Below are 16,483 nucleotides of genomic sequence, written 5' to 3' on the forward strand. Positions count from 1 at the left end.
GGTGGAGCGTGCGCGCGAGGCTCGTGCGTGGGGGCTCGTATGGGGGTCTCGTACGGGGGGGCTCGTGTGCGAGGGGCACGCGCGCGGGGCGCGTACATGGGGCGTGCGCGCGGGCGGCCGACGCGAGCCGGTGCCGGGTCGGTGCCGGGTCGGTCCCGGGTGCGCCCGGGACGCGGATGGGGCCGGCCGCCCGTGCGTCCGGGACGGCGGGCGCGCCAGCGTGGTGCACACCGGCCCGGCGGACCCTCCCTCACCCGCCGGGCCGCCCCAGCCGCCGTCCCGCCGAAGGAGCCGACCCGTGTCCGTCCCCCACCCGCAGCACCGCCCCGCCGCCGACGCCACCCCCGCCGCCGACGCCACCCCCGGCGTCCACCTCCCCGGCCTGCACGCCACCGGCGACCCGGTGAACGGTGCTCCCGCTACCGGCTGGACGGTCGCCACCGCCCTGCCCGTCAGCTACCGGGTCCGCTTCACCCCCGGCGTGCTGGACCCGGGCAACCCGGCGCTCGCCCGGGCCGGTGGCCCGCCGGGGCGTCGGCTGGTCGTCGTCGACGCCCGCGTCCACGCACTGCACGGCCACCGCCTGCGCCGCTACCTCGAAGCCCAGGGCGTCGAGCACGAGACGCACGTCCTGCTCGCCCACGAACAGGTGAAGACCATGGACGCGGTCTTCCAGGTCGCCGACCGGATGGACTCCTTCGGGATCTCCCGGCGCGGCGAACCCGTGATCGCGATCGGCGGCGGCGTCCTCACCGACGTGGTCGGCCTCGCCTGCAGCCTCTACCGCCGCTCCACGCCGTTCGTACGGGTCCCGACCACGCTGATCGGCCTCGTCGACGCGGGCGTCGGAGCCAAGACCGGCGTCAACCACGGCCGCCACAAGAACCGCCTCGGCAGCTACCACCCCGCCGTCGACACCCTGCTCGACCCCGCCTTCCTCGCCACCCTGGAACGCCGCCACATCGGCAACGGGCTCGCCGAGATCCTCAAGGTCGCGCTGATCAAGGACGAGGGCCTCTTCCGCCTGCTGGAACGGCACGGCCGCACCCTGCTCGACACCGGCTTCCAGTCCCCGGGCGCCGGTCCCGCCGTCCTCGGCCGCGCCGTCCACGGCATGCTCCAGGAACTCCAGCCCAACCTCTGGGAGCACCGCCTGGAACGCCTCATGGACTACGGCCACTCCTTCAGCCCGACCGTCGAGATGCGCGCGCTGCCCGAACTCCTGCACGGCGAGGCGGTCTGCGTCGACATGGCGCTCACCACCGTCGTCGCCCGCCGCCGCGGCCTGCTCGACTCCGGGCAGGCCGAACGCGTCCTGCGCCTGATGCGGCGACTCGAACTGCCGGTCTGGCACCCGCTGATGGAGCCCGTCACGCTCGGCGAGGCGCTCGCCGACACCCTCCGCCACCGCGACGGGCGGCAACGGCTGCCGCTGCCCCGCGGAATCGGCGCGGGCGTGTTCGTCGACGACCTCGACGCACCCGAACTCGCCGATGCCGCAGCTCGGCTGCGCGCCTGGACGACGGCCGGAGCCGCGGCCGCGCTGCGGGGGAGTGGAACGCGTGCGTAGCGCCGTCGTGATCGCCGACACCACCGCGCCGGCGGACGTGCACGGCGTGCACGGGGCGGCCGGCGTCACCCAGTGGACCTGCCTCGCCCGCCGCGCCGGACTCGCCGGGGACTGGGAAGCCGTCGAATGGGCGCGCGTGCCGCCCGGCGGGATCAGCGGCGAGCACCTCCACACCCGCACCCGCGAGGTGTACGTGCTGCTCGCCGGGGAGGGCGAGGTCACCCTCGACGGCCGCCGCCACGCCGTCCGCGCCGGCGACGCCGTGCTGACGGCCGTCGGCGCCCGGCACGGCCTGCGCAACACCGGGGCCGGGCCGCTGGAATGGCTGGTGATCGAACTGCCGGCGGAGCGCGGCGGCGATGGTGCCGACGGCGGCGGCGGGGCCGGCGTCGGCGGTGCGGTCGGCAGTACCGTCGTCCGCGACCTGCGACGCACCGGCCCGCTCGACCCGTCCGCCGTCATCGGCGGACCGCTGCGCCTGCTGCGACATGTCGAACTGGCCACCGGAGAACGTGAGTTCCTGCTCGCCGAGGGCGTCGAGCACACGGTCTTCGTCATCGGCGGCCACGGCCGGGCGGGCACCGGGAACGTCCGGGTGCCGCTGCGCCCCGGCACGGCCGTCACCCTGCCGCTCGGCACCGCCCTCGACCTCGTGGCCGGCCCCGGCGGGCTCGCCCACCTGCACGCGGAACTCGTGCCCGGGCCGTCCCGGGGCGGTGAGCCCCGATGATCGTCACCCGCACGGCCGCGCCCCGTCTGCTCCTCGGCCCCGGCACCCAGCGGATCCGCACCCGCTGCCTCGCCCGCCGGGGCATGCTGCACAGCGAGTGCGAGGCCTTCGAACACGTCCGCCTCGGCCCCGGTGCCTGCTACGACCTCACCGGCCGCGACGCTACGGAGGCCGCCTGGTACGTGCTGCGCGGCCCCGTCCTCCTGCTCGACTGCCCCGACCAGCCGCTGCGCCTGCTCGACCGCGGCACCCTCCTGCTCGCGCCGCACGGCGAATCCGTCCATCTGCACGGCGGCCCGCTCGGCGCGGAACTGCTCTGCCTGACCGTCCTGCCGGACCGGGTGAGCGCCGCCCTGCCGGAACGCCGCCCGGAGCTCGCGCGGAGCGCGACGGGGGCAGGGATGGGGGCGGGGGCGGGGGCGGTGCCGCTCGGTGGGAGGCGGAGGTAGCCGCTGTACGCGGTCTCGGCCGGGGAGCCGTTCCGCCGCCGGACCTGCGGTTCACCGGGCCGGTCGACGGGGTGCCGCCGGCCACCCGGGCGCGGAGGTGGCCATCAGCCGGTGCGGCAGCCGCCGGGCGGTGCTCCGGCGGCTGTACGACGGCCCCCGGGGGGCCACGGCGCTGTGGACACCGGTGCACCCGCCGGAGCTCCGGCCGCGCCCGGCACGTCGCGAAGGGGCGCGGCAGGGTCCCGCGTCCGGTCCGGCAGCGTGCGAGCGTCGGGGCGACCGTCTCCGGCAGCCCGGCCCGGGTAGGGCCGCCCGGGACGGGTCCGGCCCTACCCGGGCCCGGCCCGGGCGGGGGCGCGGGGCGCGGTCGGGGCCGGGGGCTCAGGTGGGCGGGGCGGTGGGCGGCGCAGCGTGGAGGCCTGAGCACGGACGGGAGGAGGCCGCCATGCGTCGAACTGTCGGGCTCGACCGGCGGATCCAGGCCGGTCCCGCACAAGTCTTTCTGGCGGTGCGCGTCGGCGAGCCGTCGTGGGCCGAACTCCGGGCACGGCTCGACGCACTGGCGGCCGAGCGGTTCGTCGTGGTCACCGATGGCACGGGGCCCGCCGAACCGGCGGCCCGGGTCCGCGCGCTCGCCGCCGACCTGGCGCCCACCACCGTGCACGACCTGCGCGACGGACCGCTTCCGCCCACCGCCACGGCCGCTGACAGCGCCGGTGGCGGCGCCGGTGACGGAACCGTCGTCGTCGCCGTCGGAGGCGAACGTGCCTGCGAACTCCCGGCCGATGTCCGGATACCCACCGACCTGGCCGCCGCGTGCGGTCCGGCCCTGGCCCTGCACCGGCCCGTCCCGGCCGCGCTGGTCTGGGTCCGGGCCGACCAACTGGCCGCCCGGCCCGCCGAGTGGACGCGGGCCGGGACGGTCGCGGTGGTGCGCCACGTCCTCGCCGTCTGCCCGGCCCAGTACCCGATGCTCGCCGCGCTCCTCCATCCCGGCGCCCGGTACGACGCGGCCACGCTCACCGCCCTGCTCGCCCTGTGCGCCGACGCGCGGGCCGCCCTGGTCTGCTTCGACCCCGACGAGACCGGCCCCGCGCTGGCCCTCGGCTACGGCCGGAGCCTCGCCGACGCGGTGCGGTCCGTCGCCGGCCCCGCCCTCGCGCCCGGCGACGCCGAGTCGCTGGGCCTGCTGCTCGCCGCCCGGGTGGCGGCGCGGCTCGGCCTGGCGGCAGGCGCCACCGGCTGGGCCCACCGGGAACTGCTGGCCCGCAACGGCTCGGCGACCACCCTGCCCGACGGCGTCGACGCCGACCGGCTGACCGCCGCGCTCGTCGCCGTGGCCCGGCCCGGGCTGCTGCTGCTGGCCGACCTCGGCCGCCCGTACTGCGCCGACGGCAGGCTGCTGACCCCGGTGGACGGCGCGGTGCTGAGGGCCGCCGTGGAGGGCCTGGGCGAGCCGGCGGGGGCGGGCGTGCCGCGCAGCCGGAGCGCCGGTCCCGACCCCGTCCCGGCCCGCGTGCCCGTGCCCGCCGGGGCGGGCCCGGGCGGGGCGTGAGGCCGGGGCGGCGCGGGCCCGGGCGGTGCCCGGGAACGGGCCGGGCGCGGCTCGGGAAGGGCTCGGGAACGGGCCGGGCGCGGCTCGGGAAGGGCTCGGGAACGGGCCGGGCGCAGGCCGGGAACAGGACGGGACCGGGTTCCCGTGCGACCGGGACGGCAGGCGCCGCACCGTGGAGAACAGATACGGCCCAGCAGGGACCGCAGGACACCAGAAGGAGTCTCCGTCATGACCGGCACCGTCATCACCGACCTCCGCCGGCGCGGCGCCGTCGACCCCAGCCGGGTGCTGACCGGACCGCTGCGCGCCGTCGGACTGCAGTGGCTCGACCCGGGCCGCAGCGTCGAGGTCACCGCCGAGGGCGTCGAACGCGCCCTGTACGTCACGGCCGGATCGGGCACCGCGACGGCGCCGGAGGCCGAGACCGGGGACGAGGCGTCGATGGCCGGCGACTCCGGGATCCCGCTGGTCGAGGGCACCGCCGTGACCCTCCCGCTCGGCGCGCGCACCGTACTGACGGCCGGCACCGCCGGTCTGGAGTACTTCCACGCGGTGCTCGCCGTCGCCGGCCACCCGGGCCGGGCCACCGCCCACCCGGCGGCGGAGCGGCCGACCGTCGAGCGGCCGACCGTCGAGCCTCCGGCCACTGAACGCCGCCCGGCCACTGAACGCCGCCCGGCCGCCGACCAGGACGGCCGCGCCACCGACCACCACCGCCCCGACCACCACCGCCCCGACCGTCCCGACACCCCTCCGAGCCCGAAGGGAGGCGAGCCAAGGTGATCGTCACCACCGCGACGGCCTCGGCCGCCGTCATCCTCGGCCCGCACGGCGAGCGCGTGCGCGTGCGCTGCCTGGCGCGCCGCTCCATGCTCGCCAGCGCCTGCGAGAGCTTCGACCACCTGCGGCTCAGCCCCGGCGCCCACTACGCGCTGCCGGGGCGGCCCGACGGCGAGACCGTCCTGTTCGTGGCACGCGGCTCGCTGCTCGTCGGCCGGAGCGCCGACGAGCCGGACCACCTGGCCGTCGACGGCGACCTGCTGCTGGCGACCCGGGGCCGTGCGCTGCTCCTGGAGGCCGGTCCGCTCGGCGCCGAGCTGCTCTGCCTGGCCCTGTCCGCGCCCCGCCGCACCACCGCGACCAGGCGTTCCCTGGCCCGGCGGCGCGCCGAACGACGGAGCCGGCCATGACCGGCCCGGCCATGACCGGCCGGACCGAGGCCGCGGACGCCGCCGCCGACGGGTCCCGCGCCGAGGCTCCCGCCACCACGGCGGGCGCCGACCGCACGACGGTCGGCTCCCGCCCCACCATGGCGGCGCTGCGGTTCGAGGCGCCGCACCGGATCGCGCTGGCCCGGGTACCCCGACCGGCGCCGCCCGGGCCGGACGCGGTCACCGTGCGGACCTCCCTGGTCGGCCTCTGCGGCACCGACCTCGAACTCCTCCACGGCACCGCCGCCTACCTGCGCGACGGGCGGGCCCGCTACCCGCTCGTCCCGGGGCACGAATGGTGCGGAACGGTCGCCGAAGTCGGCTGCGACGTCACCGAGTTCACGCCCGGTGACCGAGTGGTCGGCCACACCATGGTGCACTGCGGCCGCTGCCGGATGTGCCGGTGCGGTCGCCGCCCGCTCTGCGAACGCCTCACCGAGGTCGGGCTGTACGGGCGTCCGGGCGCCGCCGCCGAGTACGTGGTGCTCCCGGAGCGCTCGCTGTCCCGGATCCCCGGCCAAGTGCCGGACCGGTCAGCGGTGTTGACCGAACCGGCGGTGACCGTGGTGGCCGGCCTCGAACTCGCCCGGTGCCGGCTCGGCGACCGGGTGGTTGTGCTCGGCACCGGCACGATCGGCCTGCTCGCCGTCCAACTCGCCGCCCGCCTGGGCGAGTCGGTGGACGCGGTGGGCATCGACCCGGCCGGGCGGCGACTGGCGATGCGCTGCGGCGCGCGCCGCGCCCTGAGCCCCGAGCAGGCGAGGGCCGCCGGCGTCGCCCGCTACTCGCTCGCGGTCGAGGCGTCGGGCGCGGCGGAGGCGTTCGCGCTCGGCCTCGACCTGCTCGAACCGGGCGGCCGGCTCGCCGTGATCGGCGTGGCGGGCCGCCCGTGCCCGGACTTCGACCCGGGCCGACTCGCCCTGCGCGGACTGGCGGTGATCGGCGTCCGGCACGGCCTGGACCACTACGACCGCACGCTGCGGCTGCTGAGCGGCGGCGTGCTGACGGCCGAGCCGCTGATCGCCGCCGTGCTGCCGCCGTCCGCCGGGCCGGAGGCATTCCGGATGCTGGCGGGCGGGCGCAGCGGCCCGCCCAAGGTGCTGCTCGACTTCGGCCGCACCGGCCCCCCGGCCGTCGGCCGCGGGGGGACCGCCAAGCTCCGGGGGCTCCCCGCCCCCGTCACCGAAGGAGATCCCGCGTGATCCTCGTACCCGCCGCCGTCCCCCGGACGGCCCCCGCGTTCCGGCGGCTGATCGACCCGCGGCACCTGCCGTCCGCGCACGGCGGACTGACCGTCGAGACCCTGCCGCCGGGCGTCCGCGTCGAACACCACCCTTCCCGGGTGGGCGAATCCGTGACGCTGGTGCTCTCCGGCGGGATCCGCTCGTCCGGGCGCGTGCTCGGCCCCGGCGAGGGCCTGTACCACCCGCCCGGCAGCTCCTGCGGACTCACCGCCCTGCCCGGCGCGCCCGCCGCGGTGCTGACCGTCCGGCCGCTCGCGGTGGTCGGCGATCTGCCCGTGCCGCGCCCCTGCCCGGTCGCGCTCGCGCCGCCGCGGGCCGCCGCCCGTGTCCACGGTGATGCCCCGGACCCGTCGGTCCCGTCGGACCCGCTGGTCCCGGCTGTGCCCGCCGCGCGTGGCGGCGCCGATGACGCCGTCCGCGGCGACCGTGCCCCGATCGCCGGCTCGGCCGGCATGGCGGTGCACTGGCTCGCCACCGACGAGACCGTCGGCGCCCGCCGACTCGCCGTCGCTGCCTCGTCGTTCGGCGCCGACGGCAGCCACGACCTGCACCGGCACCCGCACGCCGACGAGTTCTTCCTCGTCCTGTCCGGCGGCGGCACCCACCTCATGGGCGGCGCCCAGGTCCCGGTCCACGCCGGAGACCTGGTGTTCGTCCCGGCGGGCGAGTGGCACGGCTTCCGGACCGGCCGGGCCGGCCCGACCGCTGCCCTCTACGGCTACCTGGGCGCACCGAGCCTCGCCCGGGCCGGCTACCAGGTCCGCTCCGCCGCCGCGGCGGAGGTGACCGGATGAGCATCCCCGGACCGCATCACCACCACCCCGACGGCGGCGGCGACGGGCGGCCGCCCTCGGTGGCGGTCGTCACCGGGGCCAGCTCCGGCATCGGCCGTGCCGTCGCGGTCGCTCTCGCCCGGGCCGGGCACGCGGTCGCGATCGGCTACCGCACCGACCTCGCCGCCGCCCGCCGCACGGCCGAACTCGTCGGCGGGCGGACCGTGTTGCTGCCGCTCGACCTCGCCGACCCGGCGGCCGCCGCCCGGGCCGTGCACGGGGCCGCCGACCGGCTCGGCGGGATCGACATCCTGGTCAACTCGGCCGGGATCAACCGCCGTTCACCCGTCCTGGACGAGACCCTCGACGACTGGTGGCGGATCCTCGCGGTGGACCTCACCGGCCCCTTCGCCTGTGCCCAGGCGGCCGCCCGCCGGATGGTCCGCCAGGGACGCGGCGGGCGGATCGTCAACGTCACGTCCGTCCACGAGTTCACCCCGATCCCGGGCGGCGCCGCCTACTGCGCGGCCAAGGGCGCGCTGGGCGGGCTCACCCGGGTGATGGCCCTGGAGCTGGCGCCGTACGGGATCACCGTGAACGCGGTCAGCCCCGGTGAGACCGCGACCCGGATGAACGGCGTCCTCGACGACCACGTCCTCGACGATCGCGTCCTCGACCACCACCGCCTCGGCGGCCACGATCTCGGCGCTCTCGCCCGGCCCGCCATCCCGGTGGGCAGGCCGGGCCGGGCGGCGGAGGTCGCCGCGGCCATCGTCCACCTGACCGGCCCCGGCGCCGCCTACACCACCGGGGTGTCGCTCACCGTCGACGGCGGCCTGAGCCTGACGAGCGCCGTCGCCAACCAGCGCGACGCCGCCCACGAACGGTCCCTGCTCCCCGGCGCCCCCGGAAGGAACGCCCCATGACCGGCATCCCCGGTGCGCGCGCCGTGCACCACGTCGCCTACACCGTCCCCGACCTCGACCAGGCGGTGGCGTTCTTCACCGACGTGCTCGGCGCGCGCCTGCTCTACCGCCTCGGACCGGTCGCCGCGCCCCCCGGCGACGACGACTGGATGAAACGCCAACTCGGCGTCCACCGCTCGGCGGTGGCGCACATCGCGATGCTGCGCCTCGGCCCGGTCGGCAACCTGGAGCTGTTCCAGTACGCCGCCCCGGGCCAGCGCCGCGAGCAGCCCGCCAACAGCGACTGGGGCGGGCACCACCTCGCCGTCGCCGTCGAGGACGTCGACCGCGCCGTCGCCTACCTGCGCGGGCAGCCCGGCGTCGAGGTGCTGGGCGAACCGCAGACCGTCGCCGACGGCGGACCGATCGACGGCGACCGCTGGGTGTACTTCCGCACGCCGTGGGGCCTCCAGCTGGAGGTGCTCGCGATGCCGCCCGGCATGCCCTACGAACGGTCCACCCCCGAGCGGCTGTTCACCCCCGACGGCCCGTGGGCCCCGGACGGCGGTCCGTCGGACGGGACCGGTCCGTCGTGATCGAGACCACCGCGGCCGTGGTGCGCGGGAGAGGCGGACCGTTCCGCCCGGAGACCGTACTGCTGGACGAGCCGCGCGCGGACGAGGTCCTGGTGCGGATCCGTGCCGTCGGGATCTGCCACACCGACCTGAGCGTGCGGGCCGGCCGCACGCCCGCGCCGCTGCCCGCCGTCCTCGGCCACGAGGGCACGGGCACCGTCGAGGCGGTCGGCGACGCCGTCACCCGGGTACGGCCCGGCGACCGCGTCGTGCTGACCTTCGACTCCTGCGGCGCCTGTCCGCCCTGCCGGGCCGGCCTGCCGGTGCGCTGCGACCACTGGGCCGCGCTCAACCTGTTCGGCGGCTTCCGGTTGGACGGCAGCGCCACCGTGCACGGCACCGGCCGCCACCGCGGCACCGCGCTGCACGGCCACTTCTTCGGCCAGTCCTCCTTCGCGGGGTACGCGCTCGCCGACGAGCGCAACGCCGTGCCCGTCACCGGTCCCGCGGTGCCGTTCGAGGTGCTGGCGCCGCTCGGCTGCGGCGTGCAGACCGGCGCGGGCGCGGTGTTCAACGTGCTGCGGCCCGAGCCCGGCGACACGCTGGCGGTGTTCGGCGCGGGCGCGGTGGGGCTGGCGGCCGTCCTGGCGGCCCGGTCGACGCCGGTGGTGCGGATCGTCGCCGTCGACCTGCGCCCGGAGCGGCTCGCGCTGGCCCGGGAACTCGGGGCCACCGACGTCGTGGACGCGGGTGCGGCGGATCCGGTGGCGGCGGTCCGCGAGCTCACCGGCGGGCGCGGCGCGCGGCACACGCTGGAGACCAGCGGCAGCGTGCGCGCGCTGCGCCAGGCGGTGGAGGCGCTGGCCGTCGGCGGGACCTGCGGGGTGGTGGGCGCTCCGCCGGCCGGCAGCGAGGTGGGGCTGGACGTGCCGGGGCTGCTCGCCCGGGCGCCCCGGATCGTCGGGGTGAACCAGGGGGCGAGCGTGCCGGAGCGGTTCCTGCCGGTGCTGGTGGACCTGTTCCGCGCGGGACGGCTGCCGGTGGACCGGCTGGTGCGGACGTTCCCGTTCGCGGCGGTCGAGGAGGCGGCCGCGGCGGCGGAGTCGGGGGAGGTGGTGAAGCCGGTGCTGATGATGCCCTGAACCGCGTCGACGGGCCCTCCGTCGCGTGCGCCTCCTCGCCGCCGTCCCGCCCGCCGTCCCGTTCTTGGGACCGGAACGGGACGGCGGGCCCATGCGCCCGGGGCGGGGCGCCGACCAGAGTGGAGTGCGGAGCGGTTGATCGGCTCGACCGCTCGGAGCTGAAGAATCTGGAGCACCATCCATGGCAACGAACACGGCATCGAAGAGGTTCTGCGTCGCGTCTGTGCTCGTCGGCGTCGCCGCGGCCACCGTGGTCGTCAGGAGCGTCGTCGCCGGCGCGGGGGCCAAGGTGGCCGCCGCGGCCGAGACCGCGGATCTCGAGCACCGCTGCAAGCCGGGCGAGAAGGACTGCGGGGGCTGACCACCCGTATCGACTGCGAGCACCCCGATCCTTTCGTCCCCTCCCTCCCTCCCCCTCCACCCCTCACCCCGCCCGCCCCCGGAGCCGGAGCCACCGGCACCGGGGGCGGGCGGCGGACCGAGCCCTGGCCGACCGAGTGACAGCTGACAGAATCTGAAATCTGTCAGCTGTTATCTGTCATCTGAAATCTGTCAGTCGTCAGTCGTCGGCCCCCGGTCGTCGGCCCCCGGGTTGCGGCGGCCCCGAGGGGTGCCGGGGGAGGATCGCCAGTACCCGGGTCCCGCTCTCCTCCGGGAGCCGGTCGATGGTGCAGCGCCCGCCGATCTCGGCCGCCCGGTCCGCCATCGATCGCAGGCCGACCCCGGCGGGCGAGTCCGTGGCCGGCCCGTCCGCGTCGCCAGGCCTCCCGGCACCCGGGTCCGGGGCGAACAGGGGGGTGCTGTGGATGATGCCGAGCCCGATCCCGTCGTCCTGGACGGTCAGCGTCAGGTTCGCCTCGTCCACCCGGACCGCCACCTGGGCGTGCCGGGCGCGGGCGTGCCGCAGGACGTTGTTGAGCGCCTCGGCGGTGATCCGGTACGCGGCCACCTCGACGGCGGCGGGCAGCTCCGGCAGCGGGTCCGGGTGCAGCACGGCGCTGACGGCGAGCCCGTCGCCGCTGAACGAGGCCGCCAGGTGCTGGACGGCGCGGGTGAGGCCGAACTCGCCGAGCGGCGCCGGTCCGAGGCGGTCGGTGATCCGCCGCACCTCCTTGATCGCCATCGCCAGCTCGCCCGAGACGCCCCGCAGCGTTTGCGCGATCGCCTCGGGCTCCGACTCCCCGCCCACCGTCCCCGCAGACCCGGACGCCGAGTCCGCCCCGGTCGCCCCGGCCGCCGAGGCCGCGTTGTCGACCCGCAGCCGCAGCCCGGCCAGCGCCGGACCGAGCCCGTCGTGGATGTCCCGGCGCAGCCACCGCCGCTCCTCCTCGCGCGCCGCGACGATCTGCTCCCGGCTGGCCTGCAGGTCCTCCTGCAGCCGCAGCGAGGCGACGGTCGGCGAGGCCTGGTCGGCGAGCGAGCGCAGGATGTCGACGTCGCTGGGATCCAGCCGTTCCTCGCCCGCCCGCAGCCCGACCGTCAACTCCCCGATCACCGCGCCGTTGTGGACCAGCTCGAAGTCCTGGACCGGACCGTCCAGCCGCCCCACCGCCGCGAGCGACCGCCGCCCGGCCCGGGTGGTGACGGACAGTGCCACGCCCGGCAGCCGCAGTTCGTCCGCGACCGCGGTGCACAGCGCGGACGGCAGCCGTTCCGGCTCGACCACCTGCCGCACCTGCCCGGCCAGCGTCCGCAGCACCTGGTAGGGCTGGGCGCGGTCGCCGTAGTAGAGCCGGTCCACCGCGCCGACGGCCCACCGGGCGGCCCGTGGCAGGCCCGTGCCCAGCGCGAAGACCAGCGCGATCAGCACCAGCGCCGCGGCGCCCCGCCCGGGCACCAGCCACCCGGACAGCACCGCCGCGCTCACCACGAACACCAGGGTGAGCCCGGTGGCGAGCAGCAGCCCGGTCAGCACCGACCGGGCGGCGCGGTCCAGCCGCCACCCGCCGTCGCGCACCACCAGGAACCCGACGGCCACGGCCCACACCGCACCGGCCGCCGTGAACAGCGAGTAGCTCAGCCAGTACTCGTACTGGAACCGCCGGGTGTAGTAGTCCTGCATGCCCGCCCAGAGCAGGTAGGCGCCCAGCATTCCGGCGATGTGCGCGCGCCGCCGGGGCGCCGTGTGCCGCAGCAGCCGCACCAGCAGCACGGCGGAGGCGATGCCGATCAGCAGGTAGTTGACCGGGTCGTAGAGGCTGCCCAGGTGGTCGGAGACGGAGCCGAAGAAGTTCGCGGGCGCGCTGCCGGCGAGCGGGTTGGGGTGTCCGAAGACGGTCGTGCGGTCCAGGAAGGACATCGAGTCCGGGATCGCCCACAGTGTGACGGCGCCGATGTACCACCACCACCGGCGGGTGGTGAGCCGGCCGGACGGCAGCCAGAGCGGCAGCACGTAGAACAGGACCTCGCTGACGGTGTCGCACACTCCCCGGACCACCGCCGCCGCGCCCACGATCCGGGGGTCCGACAGTTCCACCCACACGGGCGCGGCGACGGCACTGGGCAGCATCGACGTCAGCGCGTAGAGGAGCATCACCCAACCGAGCGGATTTCCCGGCCGGTGGGCGTGCAGCAGCATCCCCGCCCCCGCGGTCGGCAGCGCGTAGAGCAGGATGGCCAACTGGTCCCGTGGCCCCTCGATGCCCGGTGCCCCGAGGTGGACCAGGACGTAGCAGACCCAGAGGGTGGCGACCGCCAGGCAGAACACGGTGACCGCCGCGGCCCAGGTGAGTTGGCGCTGCGCGGCGGTGCGGCGCGGAAGGGCCCCGGCAGGCGTGTGCGGCCGGGGGCGGGAGGGGATCACCGTGGTCATGGCACCGCCTAGGGACGGGTGGGGAGGGCCCACCGACGACCGGTCGCCGGGCCGGGCGCGCTGTCTCCAGTTTCTGCCGCCCGCCGTCCCGGGCGCATGGGGCAGCGGTCATGTCCGCCCGGGCCGCGCACCCGCCGGCAGGCCTGTCACGGAAAGTCACACATGCATCGCTGGTAGTGTCGGCCGGGTGGATGAAGACCAGCCCGCCGAGGACCAGCCCGCCGAAGACCCGCAGCGGCCGGGGGACCGGCCGGAGGAGGAACCGGCGGCCGTGCCCGTGCGGGTCCTGATCGTCGACGACCACCCGCTGTTCCGGGAGGGCCTGAAGGCCGCCCTGGAGAGCGCCGAGGGCATCGTCGTCGTCGCCGAGGCCGAGCGCGTCGGCGATGTGCCCGACGCCGTCGCCCGCCACCGCCCGGACGTGGTCGTGATGGACCTCTCGCTGCCGGACGGCTCCGGGCTGGAGGCCACCCGCCGGCTCTCCGCCGACCAGCCGGCCCCGCCGGTGCTGATGCTCACCATGGCGGACGACGACGGCAGCCTGCTCGCCGCCCTCCAGGCCGGGGCCCGCGGCTACCTGGTCAAGGGCGCGGGCCGCGAGGAGGTGCTGCACGCGGTGCGGACGGTCGCGGCCGGCGGGGCGGTGTTCGGCGCGGACGTGGCCGAGCGGATCACCACCCTGCTCGCCGGCGCCCGGGTGCGGGAGGCCGGGCAGCTCTTCCCCGCGCTCACCGCCCGCGAGGCGGAGGTCCTCGACCTGGTGGCGCGCGGGCTGGACAACCGCCGGATCGCCCGGGAACTGGTGGTCGCGGAGAAGACGGTCCGCAACCACGTCACCCACATCTTCGAGAAGCTGCACGTCGCGACCCGCGCGGAGGCCGTCGCCCGGGCCCGTGACATGGGGCTCGGCGACGGCTGACCCGCACCCCGGGAGCCCCCGGGAGCCTCTGGTGTTCCCGCGAACCCGGGGCACCCCGCCGCCGCCCCGTCGTCCGCCCCGCCGCCGGGGGTCGGGGCCGGGAGCGGACCGCCGTCCCACGCCGACGGGACGGCAGGAGACGCAGGATGCGGGGGAGGAGGCCCTCATGAGCGAACCGGCCGCGACCCCGGCCACCACCACCCCGGCCCGGCACCCCGCCGAGCCGGCCGCCCGGTCCGCGCGGCCGCGTCGGCGCCCCCGCCCACCGGCCGCGTCCCCGCAGCAGCCTCCGGGCGCTCACCGGCGCACCGCCCTCGGCCCGGCGGCCTGGGCCTGCGTCGCGACCCTGCTCAGCGGGCTCGGCTGGGTCCTGCTCGCCGTCACCCACCCGGACGCCGCCTGGGCCGCCCCGTACTACCTCCACGACGGCGAGACCGTCCTGCTCGGCTTCGCCTTCGCACTGTCCGGGCTGCTCATCCTCGTCCACCGCGCCGCACCCGCCCCCGACGGGGCCGCGCAGGGCCCGGCCGCCGGACCGCCGGCCGGCCGCAGCCTCGGCCGCTGCCTGCTCGCCGCCGGACTCGGCGGCTGCCTGTCCCGCTTCACCCTGCTCGCCGGCGCGGCCGCCGGTGCCGGACCGGCGGTGGAGGCCCTCGGTGCGGCCCTGCTGATCCTCTCCGTCGCCCTGTTCATCTTCGTCTCCATCGCCCTCCCGCTCTGGCTGCCCGAGGGCCGGCTGCCCGGCGGGCCGGGCCGCGTCTACGTCGCGGCCGTCGCCCTGTGGAGCGCCGCGCACGCGTGCACCGTCCGCCTGCGCAGCCCGCTGCCCTACCATGGCGACATCCTGGTGCCGCCCGGGAACGGGCTGCCGCTGGACGAGTGGCACGCCACCCTGGTCGCCTGGGGCCTGGTCGTCACCAGCCTCGCCGTCGCCGCCGTCCGCTGGCGGCGCTCCGCCCGCCCGCACCGCAGCGTCACCGCCGTCCTGGTGCCCTACCTGGTCTGGCTGATCACCACCAACATCGCGCTGCAGCTCGGCAGTTCGGAGAGCGTCGCGGCGGTCGCCTACTTCGCCGGCTCCGCGCTGTGGATGCTCGGCGCGGTCGGCTACGCCTTCACCCGCGACCGTTCCCGCTACCTCGACCGGGCGACCCGCCGGATGCTCAGCGTCCTCGCCCTCACCGCCCTGCTGATCGCCGGCTACCTCGGCATCGCGATGCTGCTGCGCCGCGCCCTGCCCGAGGCCAGCAGCGCTCCGGCGCAACTGCTCGCCGCCGCCGCGCTGGCGATCGGCGGACTGCTCGGACCCACCACCCGGTGGGTGGTGGGGGCCGTCGACCGCTTCTACTACGGCGACCGGGCCCGTCCCTACCAGGTGGTGCGGGCGCTCGCCGAGCGGCTGAGCCGCGCCGTCAGCCCCGCCGACGCGCCGCCCCTGCTCTGCGACACCGTGGTGAACGCCCTCGGCCTGCCCGGGGCGCGGGTCGTCCTGCACACCCGCACCGGGCCGCACGAACTCGCCGCCGTCGGCACCCTCGGACCCGCCAGCCAGGTGTTCCCGCTCAGCTACGAGGGCGCGGTGATCGGCGACCTGTACGCGCCGCCGCGCACCGGGCAGCCCGAACTGGACGCCCAGGACCACGAGGTGCTGCGCTTCCTCGCCGACCAGGCCGCGCCCGCCATCGCCTCGCTGCGGATGTACGAGGAACTGCAGCGCGGCCGGCGGCAGATCGTGCTCGCCCGCGAGGAGGAGCGCCGGCGTCTGCGGCACGACCTGCACGACGGCCTCGGGCCGACCCTCTCGGGCCTGCGGCTCGGCGTCGACACCGCGCGGGCCGCCGTGCCCGAGGACTCCCCGGCTGCCCGCTCACTGGTCACCGTGTCGGCCGGGATCGGGCAGGCGATCGACGAACTGCGCCGGATCACCGAGGGGTTGGCGCCCGCCGCGCTCGCGGGGGAGGGGCTCGCGGTGGCATTGCGGCGGCTGGTCGCGGAGCTGGACGGGTCGCGGGTGCGGATCTCGCTGGTGCTGGACCCGGACCCGCCGCCCGCGCTGCCGGCGGCCGTCGAGGTGGCGGCGCTGCGGATCAGCGGCGAGGCGCTGCACAACGTGCTGCGCCACTCGGGGGCCGGCCGGGCCCGGCTGACGCTGCGGGTGCGGCCGGAGGCGGTGGTGCTGGAGGTCTGGGACGACGGCCACGGCTTCCCGGCGGCGAGCGGGGGCGACGGCGAGGCCGCCCGGCGGGCCGGTGCGGGTGTGGGGCTGCGCTCGATGGCCGAGCGCGCCGAGGAACTGGGCGGCCGGTTCGTCACGGGCAACCACGACGGCGGCGCCCTCGTCCGGGCCGTGCTGCCCCGTACGCCCGAGCAGGCGCCGGTCGACCGCTGACGACTGACGGTCGACGGCTGACGACTGACAGAAATCAGCTGACAGGTAACAGATAGCAGATAACAGCTGACAGATTTCAGATTCTGTCAGCTGTCACCCGCCCCGCTGCCCCTTGACGGACTCCCGGGTTCGCTCAATCATCATGGTCGCGTCAACTTTTGCTGCGGCAGGCGGCCCCACGTCCCCTCAACACCCCTCCGCTGCAGGCG

The 16,483-nt window shown here is 77.0% G+C and carries 15 protein-coding genes; 14 read left to right on the forward strand and 1 reads right to left on the reverse strand.

The window, feature by feature from the left end:
• The first annotated feature begins 298 nt into the window (after positions 1-298).
• The 12 genes from ABZW10_RS11460 to ABZW10_RS11515 all read left to right on the forward strand — a co-directional run bounded on the left by ABZW10_RS11460 (position 299) and on the right by ABZW10_RS11515 (position 10,515).
• Positions 299-1,570, forward strand: a complete 1,272-nt coding sequence (locus tag ABZW10_RS11460; protein WP_355362844.1) for a sedoheptulose 7-phosphate cyclase — start codon at positions 299-301, stop codon at positions 1,568-1,570.
• A complete protein-coding gene (locus ABZW10_RS11465) occupies positions 1,563-2,300 on the forward strand; it encodes a cupin domain-containing protein (protein WP_355362846.1) in 738 nt (245 codons plus the stop codon). The genes ABZW10_RS11460 and ABZW10_RS11465 overlap by 8 nt, the downstream gene beginning before the upstream one ends.
• Positions 2,297-2,749, forward strand: coding sequence for a hypothetical protein (locus ABZW10_RS11470; protein ID WP_355362848.1), 453 nt, complete (start codon positions 2,297-2,299; stop codon positions 2,747-2,749). The genes ABZW10_RS11465 and ABZW10_RS11470 overlap by 4 nt, the downstream gene beginning before the upstream one ends.
• A gap of 445 nt (positions 2,750-3,194) precedes the next feature.
• The gene (locus ABZW10_RS11475; RefSeq protein ID WP_355362850.1) at positions 3,195-4,304 is read left to right on the forward strand and encodes a hypothetical protein; all 1,110 of its coding nucleotides are present in this window, start codon (positions 3,195-3,197) and stop codon (positions 4,302-4,304) included.
• 228 nt (positions 4,305-4,532) lie between these two features.
• Positions 4,533-5,087 (forward strand): hypothetical protein, encoded by a 555-nt coding sequence (locus ABZW10_RS11480; RefSeq protein ID WP_355362852.1) that lies wholly within the window; start codon positions 4,533-4,535, stop codon positions 5,085-5,087.
• Positions 5,084-5,494, forward strand: coding sequence for a hypothetical protein (locus ABZW10_RS11485; RefSeq protein ID WP_355362854.1), 411 nt, complete (start codon positions 5,084-5,086; stop codon positions 5,492-5,494). Before ABZW10_RS11480 ends, ABZW10_RS11485 begins: the two co-directional genes overlap by 4 nt.
• Positions 5,491-6,717 (forward strand): alcohol dehydrogenase catalytic domain-containing protein, encoded by a 1,227-nt coding sequence (locus ABZW10_RS11490; RefSeq protein WP_355362856.1) that lies wholly within the window; start codon positions 5,491-5,493, stop codon positions 6,715-6,717. Before ABZW10_RS11485 ends, ABZW10_RS11490 begins: the two co-directional genes overlap by 4 nt.
• On the forward strand, positions 6,714-7,553 hold the full coding sequence (locus ABZW10_RS11495) for a cupin domain-containing protein (protein WP_355362858.1): 840 nt from the start codon (positions 6,714-6,716) through the stop codon (positions 7,551-7,553). Before ABZW10_RS11490 ends, ABZW10_RS11495 begins: the two co-directional genes overlap by 4 nt.
• Positions 7,550-8,458, forward strand: a complete 909-nt coding sequence (locus tag ABZW10_RS11500) for an SDR family oxidoreductase (protein ID WP_355362860.1) — start codon at positions 7,550-7,552, stop codon at positions 8,456-8,458. Before ABZW10_RS11495 ends, ABZW10_RS11500 begins: the two co-directional genes overlap by 4 nt.
• On the forward strand, positions 8,455-9,033 hold the full coding sequence (locus ABZW10_RS11505) for a VOC family protein (RefSeq protein WP_355362862.1): 579 nt from the start codon (positions 8,455-8,457) through the stop codon (positions 9,031-9,033). Before ABZW10_RS11500 ends, ABZW10_RS11505 begins: the two co-directional genes overlap by 4 nt.
• On the forward strand, positions 9,030-10,154 hold the full coding sequence (locus tag ABZW10_RS11510) for an NAD(P)-dependent alcohol dehydrogenase (protein WP_355362864.1): 1,125 nt from the start codon (positions 9,030-9,032) through the stop codon (positions 10,152-10,154). Before ABZW10_RS11505 ends, ABZW10_RS11510 begins: the two co-directional genes overlap by 4 nt.
• A 181-nt stretch (positions 10,155-10,335) precedes the next feature.
• The gene (locus ABZW10_RS11515; protein WP_355362866.1) at positions 10,336-10,515 is read left to right on the forward strand and encodes a hypothetical protein; all 180 of its coding nucleotides are present in this window, start codon (positions 10,336-10,338) and stop codon (positions 10,513-10,515) included.
• A gap of 198 nt (positions 10,516-10,713) precedes the next feature.
• On the opposite strand, the gene ABZW10_RS11520 is transcribed toward ABZW10_RS11515, so the two are convergent.
• Positions 10,714-12,966 (reverse strand): ATP-binding protein, encoded by a 2,253-nt coding sequence (locus ABZW10_RS11520; protein ID WP_355362868.1) that lies wholly within the window; start codon positions 12,964-12,966, stop codon positions 10,714-10,716.
• A 277-nt stretch (positions 12,967-13,243) separates the two neighbouring features.
• On the opposite strand from ABZW10_RS11520, the gene ABZW10_RS11525 reads away from it, so the two are divergent.
• Together ABZW10_RS11525 and ABZW10_RS11530 are read left to right on the forward strand one after the other, a co-directional pair.
• Positions 13,244-13,885 carry a response regulator transcription factor gene (locus ABZW10_RS11525; RefSeq protein WP_355362997.1) on the forward strand — a complete coding sequence of 214 codons (642 nt, stop codon included), beginning with the start codon at positions 13,244-13,246 and terminating at the stop codon, positions 13,883-13,885.
• Between the two features lie 166 nt (positions 13,886-14,051).
• Entirely contained in the window at positions 14,052-16,274 is a 2,223-nt protein-coding gene (locus ABZW10_RS11530; protein ID WP_355362869.1) for a histidine kinase, read from the forward strand.
• The last annotated feature ends 209 nt before the right edge of the window (positions 16,275-16,483 follow it).

The sequence above is a fragment of the Kitasatospora sp. NPDC004723 genome (genome assembly GCF_040609255.1).
Taxonomy (GTDB): domain Bacteria; phylum Actinomycetota; class Actinomycetes; order Streptomycetales; family Streptomycetaceae; genus Kitasatospora.

Bases quoted from the DNA above. Each gene is read 5' to 3' on its own strand.
- ABZW10_RS11470 (WP_355362848.1), top strand. From the start codon at position 2,297: ATGATCGTCACCCGCACGGCCGCGCCCCGTCTGCTCCTCGGCCCCGGC.
- ABZW10_RS11475 (WP_355362850.1), top strand. From the start codon at position 3,195: ATGCGTCGAACTGTCGGGCTCGACCGGCGGATCCAGGCCGGTCCCGCA.
- ABZW10_RS11480 (WP_355362852.1), top strand. From the start codon at position 4,533: ATGACCGGCACCGTCATCACCGACCTCCGCCGGCGCGGCGCCGTCGAC.
- ABZW10_RS11490 (WP_355362856.1), top strand. From the start codon at position 5,491: ATGACCGGCCCGGCCATGACCGGCCGGACCGAGGCCGCGGACGCCGCC.
- ABZW10_RS11500 (WP_355362860.1), top strand. From the start codon at position 7,550: ATGAGCATCCCCGGACCGCATCACCACCACCCCGACGGCGGCGGCGAC.
- ABZW10_RS11505 (WP_355362862.1), top strand. From the start codon at position 8,455: ATGACCGGCATCCCCGGTGCGCGCGCCGTGCACCACGTCGCCTACACC.
- ABZW10_RS11515 (WP_355362866.1), top strand. From the start codon at position 10,336: ATGGCAACGAACACGGCATCGAAGAGGTTCTGCGTCGCGTCTGTGCTC.
- ABZW10_RS11520 (WP_355362868.1), bottom strand. From the start codon at position 12,966: ATGACCACGGTGATCCCCTCCCGCCCCCGGCCGCACACGCCTGCCGGG.
- ABZW10_RS11530 (WP_355362869.1), top strand. From the start codon at position 14,052: ATGAGCGAACCGGCCGCGACCCCGGCCACCACCACCCCGGCCCGGCAC.